The sequence below is a fragment of the Rhodococcus sp. T7 genome (assembly GCF_009872365.1).
GTDB lineage: Bacteria > Actinomycetota > Actinomycetes > Mycobacteriales > Mycobacteriaceae > Rhodococcus_F.
Map to the genome: position 1 here is coordinate 52,374 of NZ_WXYH01000391.1, position 4,620 is coordinate 56,993.

Sequence of the window (4,620 nt, forward strand, 5' to 3'; positions counted from 1 at the left end):
TGCCCTCGATCCCCGCGACCCGTCTGATCTTGCCCGCATCGTCGAGAACCAGGGCGAGCTTGTCGCCTACGCGGACATGTGCCGTGACCACACCGTCCTGCTCGACGTGCCCCTCGGCCTCACCCACCGCCAAGTCCTCTCTTGGCGCACCAGCTTCGACTCGCCGTATGCGACCGCCTACCACCCCTGGATCGACATGTCGTCGTCGGAGGATCAACGTGACACGCTGATTCGCATCAACCCGTCCGCGTTCGCCGCCGGGATCATCGCCGAACGCGAACGCCGGCTCGGTGTCCAACACGGTCCAGCCAACCAGCTCGCAGTCGGGGCACTGCGAGTCGGCGACGATGTCCCGGCCGACCGCCATGACGAGCTGCATTTGGCCGGCGTGAACGTGTTCCTCCCCGAGCGCGACGGCATTCGCCTCACCGGCGCCCGCACCCTGTCCCGACGGCCTTCGCTGCGCCAGCTCAGCGTGGCCCGGCTGATGATCGTGCTGCGGCTGACGCTCGTCCGCGAGATGCAATGGGCCGTGTTCGAGCCGAGCAACCGAGAACTGTGGGCAGAGGTCCGACGACTTGTACACGCACTGCTAACCAGGCTTTTCGAGGCTGGCGCGTTCCGCGGCACCACCACCGAGGAAGCGTTTTTCGTTCGCTGCGACGCCAGCACGATGACCCGCAACGACCTCGACAACGGCAGGCTTGTCTGCCTGGTTGGGGTTGCTCCGGCCGAGCCCGTCGAGTACGTGATCCTGGAGATCGCGCTCACCGCTACCTCGAATGTTCGGGTGGAGGTCAGGGGATGAGCAGTGACGTCGGCAGGGAAGCGAGTGATATCGATAGATCCAGCTGACTGGCGAGCGTCACGGTCGCCGTGAGTGCGCGCTTTCTTACAGAAACTCACCGTGGAAGGTCCAGCGACCTGCTGTTTCGTCCTGCCGCTCGTGGAGCCAAAGCTCCAGCTCGTGGATCGATTCGAGGTTGCCGACCAGGTCTTGATTCGGGTCGAAAGGCACGCCTGGCTGGTACGACGCCGTCAGATGCATCCAAACGATCCGCGGTAGGTACCCCATATAAAGAAGGTCCACATCGGTCCGCGGTTCGAGCGGCGCACCTCTGAACGTTCGCGCTGCCCGGAGGGCGCGCACTCGGTGACCGGCGAGGGGGGCCAGGCGGTCGGCGCTGTCACTGTCCAGCGCGTCGCCCTCGTCGTAACGCAGGTCGAGCCCGTCGAGTTCCTCCGCCATTATCTGAGCGATGTGGTGCATGGCTGCGCCGGCAACGAGTCGGTCGGGATCGTGCAGGGCAGAGACCACCCCCAAGAGAGACTCACGGCTACCGAATAGTGCCAGGCAGTTGACGACATCGAGGCGGGTCTCCGGATTCGGATCGGCCAACCCCTTGAGGAGTGGGCCGACTGTGAGGGGATGCGGGCAGCGACCGAGCCAACGAACGGCAGTCGTCCTCACACAATGGCTGGGGCTGCCCGCAGCAGCGATGAGATCCTCAACACCGGAGGTCCCAACGATCGCCTCGAGACCGAGCCTCGTAACCCCAACCGGGTCATCGCCGGGTATGACCTGTTCGAGAAGCCGAGGGGCGTCATCGACTCGACCGCAGATCATCGTGACAAGGCTGCGCGCCGCCTCCCCCGAGCGCTCGATCGAGAGGAAGTGCAGCAGAAGCTCGTCCGACTCCGCGCTGCGTTGAGCGGCGAGGGCGTTGGCCAGCACAACCCGAAGGTCGTCATGGGCTTGGACGAGACTGTCTTTCAGCGCCGTGTGCAGCGCCTTCCGATTTTCCTCAGTCCGCACCAGAGACGCGATATTCAACCGCGCCATCAGGGCGACCTGGGGCCGGGGGTCCCGGCAGGTGTTGATCAACGTGATCGCCGAACCAGCAAGCCCAGAGCGCGCGAGAACACGGCTCGCCATGTACATGTGGCGGTCCGCCCCTTCACCTGCCGACCAACCAGTCATGAGTTCGGTGAGGCGTTGGCCTGCATCCGGATGCCAAAGTGCCACTTGGTCTTCAGATGCCAGGAACTTCCCAGCGATCTCGGCCGCGTGCTCGGGCCCCGTCAGCTGCCAGGGACTTGCTAACTGCGCTCGCAGCTCGCCGGCCTGTTCGAGCAGGCGCGGGATATCCGGGATATCCACCATGGCCACCCTAGATGATAAGGACAACGACATACCGGGTGTCGTTGTCGTGCTGGATCGGGTCGTGTGAGTATCCGAGTGGCGGCAGTTGGTGTTGGGCGCGTAGTAGCGCGTGACCTCTGTCGTGGTACGAGATCCATATGGCAGCCATGTTATCGACGCTATCGGGCCCACCCATCATCAGCGGCGTCACGTGGTGACCTGCTTGTCCGGTGAGGACTGTGTGCGTTGCGCGGAATAGATTCGCGACATCAGGATCGCGCGCCGGCGTCGGCTTGACTCGCGTCAGCCGTCGCCCTTTGCCGATGCTGTTGGCGGAGTTGGGAGCGGTGAGCGGGAGGGCCTTTCCTGCCAGGTGGGGCCAGAAGATCGGCAGCGGTCCCGTGTACTTGCCACGACGGTTGCGAACCAGGTTTTGCACGATGGTAATCAGCTTGGTGGGAGTCTTCGCGGCAGTTGCTGCGTTCTCCATCTCCTCCCCAGTCGGCATCGGGTGCGCCTCCGCCGCTTGAGCCGGCGTGGTCGCGGTGCCGGGCCCCGGAGCACCCGGGATTTCGAGCGGAGCCAGCCCGAGATCTATCTCAGGATTGTCTGCCGTTACCGCAGCGAGGGCAGCGAGCGCTGCGGTCGCCTGGGGAACGTCACCGCCGGCGTTCCCCAACTCCCGGATACCTGCGGCACCGTTGCGCTCCACGAACGCTGCGGCTGGAGCGGATCTGCGCGCGTAATCTCCAACCCGGACGAGGTCACCGGGCGTGAAGCGCTCAAGTAGGAGTGTGCTCGCGCTGCGCAGGTTGGGCGGGAACTGATCGATGATGCTCTCGATCGTGATAGCCCCCCCGGCTCGCGGCGCGAACCGGACCCGCCCCACGGGTCGGGGCTCACCTGGCCCACCGGCCCCAGGCTGGACACCGCCCCCGGAGCGTGAAACGGCGCGCCCCACCAGCAGCGTGCCGAGTGTGATCAACGCAGGCACAAGTTCGCGAGTGCCCTTATCGACTTCGCCCTGGCTGATGTCCCAGATGCCGGAACCCGTTCCCACAGCGATGCCGTATATCCCGGAGGGTACGCCAAACAGAACGTAATCGATGGTGCCGAGCGCTATGTTCCCCGGGGTCATTGTGTCCGTGAAGCCTGCGTTGAGAATGTCCCATGCCGCATGGCTGTAGTCGCCGGGCAGTTCCGATATCTTATGCAGGAGGGCCGATGATCGACCGGCTTTGGCTCCCTCAGAGGACCCCAAGACGTCTGCGAGCCCCTCACCAAGGCCGCGCACCACGTCGCCGATTTCCCACCCGCGATCACGGTAGGCGCCAACGTCTATTCCGCGGGCGGCGAGCCGATCCTTGATTGCCGGCATCGCGCCGATCGTCTCGGCCAGGCGCTGCTCCGAAGCGAGCCATTCGAGCAGCAATCGGACTTGGTCGTCCTGGGTGGTGTCGACGACGAATGCGGCGAAGACCTGAGCTAGCGCCAAGCCCGCGTCGTGAGTGATCTCGTAGATGAACGCGCCGCGCTTCGCGGTGAGCGTCTTTTCGCCCTCGATCACTGGTCCGAGGCTCCCGATACGGGTGGCATCCCAGTTCGACATGCTGCCAAGGACGGCTTCCATGTCGAGTTCGTCCTGCAACGCAACGAATTCGCTTTGCTTCGCGGCGGACTCGAAGACCAGGTAAACGGCATCCTCGACACCAGGGGCGTTCTCCTGTTGCAGGCGTTCGATCACGCTTGCCTTTCCCGCGGCGTCGAGAGCATCGAGGTTCGCCGGCGCCTCGGCCATGCTGCAACCCTGGAGCCGGAGCCCGCCAGCCGGACGGCGTTTCATCCGACGACCTGCCGAGGCGCCGAGGGCCCGAGCCGCGGCATTGTCTGCATCACGTTCAAGGAGTTGTGACCCGGCCCCGACCTCACTCACGTGTTGCTGCTGACCGACGTGTGCGAGTTCATGGGCGAGGATCGCGTCGGTCATGAGGGTTCCGGGATGGTAGAACTCTGGCTTGACCCACACTTGCTCGCCGCGCGAAACGGCCACACGGGTCGAGCCACCGGCGGGTTCGGGCCCGTGTCCGAGTTGGATACGTACGCGGTCGTACGTGCCTCCGTAGACCCCACCCATGCCACGGCGCAGTCGTTCAGGCACTGTGGCCCCCGTTGGGGACGACAACCTGCTTCTACGTTCAGGCTCCGGACCGGACGGTACCGCAGTCGTCAACGACACGATCGTCTCCACAACACGAGCTGATCGTCGGCGCGGTCAGTCACCGCACCGTCACAGTCGGGAGCTAGGCGGATTTCGGTGACGCTGAGGTGACGTGCGGCCTCGGCGCTCGAAAGCGTGCGAGCCAGGACATGCGCGGAGGTCCAGCGGTGACCGACGTACTGCTCACGACGTTCCGTTTCGAGGTGACATTCGATCGGGTGACCGGCGACGGCCCGCAGCGGCTCGGTGACGGCGGCTT

At 64.9% G+C, this 4,620-nt stretch carries 3 protein-coding genes; 1 reads left to right on the forward strand and 2 read right to left on the reverse strand.

Features of this window, described 5'->3' with window-relative positions:
• A partial coding sequence (locus MLGJGCBP_RS50070) for a phage tail sheath C-terminal domain-containing protein (protein ID WP_201453088.1) occupies window positions 1-808 on the forward strand: 808 nt, incomplete at its 5' end.
• An 84-nt stretch (window positions 809-892) separates the two neighbouring features.
• Here the strand turns inward: MLGJGCBP_RS50070 and MLGJGCBP_RS50075 are convergent.
• Both MLGJGCBP_RS50075 and MLGJGCBP_RS50080 read right to left on the reverse strand, forming a co-directional pair.
• Complete coding sequence (locus MLGJGCBP_RS50075; RefSeq protein WP_160096813.1) at window positions 893-2,164, reverse strand: HEAT repeat domain-containing protein; 1,272 nt, start codon at window positions 2,162-2,164, stop codon at window positions 893-895.
• Window positions 2,165-2,171: 7 nt separating this feature from the next.
• A complete protein-coding gene (locus MLGJGCBP_RS50080) occupies window positions 2,172-4,391 on the reverse strand; it encodes an eCIS core domain-containing protein (RefSeq protein ID WP_308821645.1) in 2,220 nt (739 codons plus the stop codon).
• Window positions 4,392-4,620 lie beyond the last annotated feature (229 nt).

Coding starts and splice junctions, on each gene's coding strand:
- MLGJGCBP_RS50075 (WP_160096813.1), bottom strand. CDS start 2,164: ATGGTGGATATCCCGGATATCCCGCGCCTGCTCGAACAGGCCGGCGAG.